General features: G+C 31.0%; 1 protein-coding gene. It reads left to right on the forward strand.

Annotated features, from left to right (window positions below; all coding sequences use genetic code 11):
* On the forward strand, positions 1 to 252 hold a 252-nt coding region (locus SB751_RS33245; protein WP_410749399.1), incomplete at both ends, for an AMP-binding protein.

Consider the following 252-nt stretch of genomic DNA (forward strand, 5'->3'; position numbering starts at 1 on the left):
GTTTAATAATACAAATATAGAGTATAAAGAAATTAATAAGCCTATCCATGAACTATTTGAATTCCAAGCTGAAAAAACACCCGATCAAACAGCTTTAATATATGAAGATAATAAAGTTACTTATAAAGAATTGAATGATAAATCTAACGCTTTTGCGAGGACATTAAGGAGTAGAGGGATTCAGTCTGAGGATATAGTTGGGATTATGTTGGAAAGATCAATAGAAATGGTGGCAGGAATTTTGGGGATTTT

This window comes from Cupriavidus sp. SIMBA_020, assembly GCF_046535395.1.
Taxonomy (GTDB): Bacteria; Pseudomonadota; Gammaproteobacteria; order Burkholderiales; family Burkholderiaceae; genus Cupriavidus; species Cupriavidus campinensis.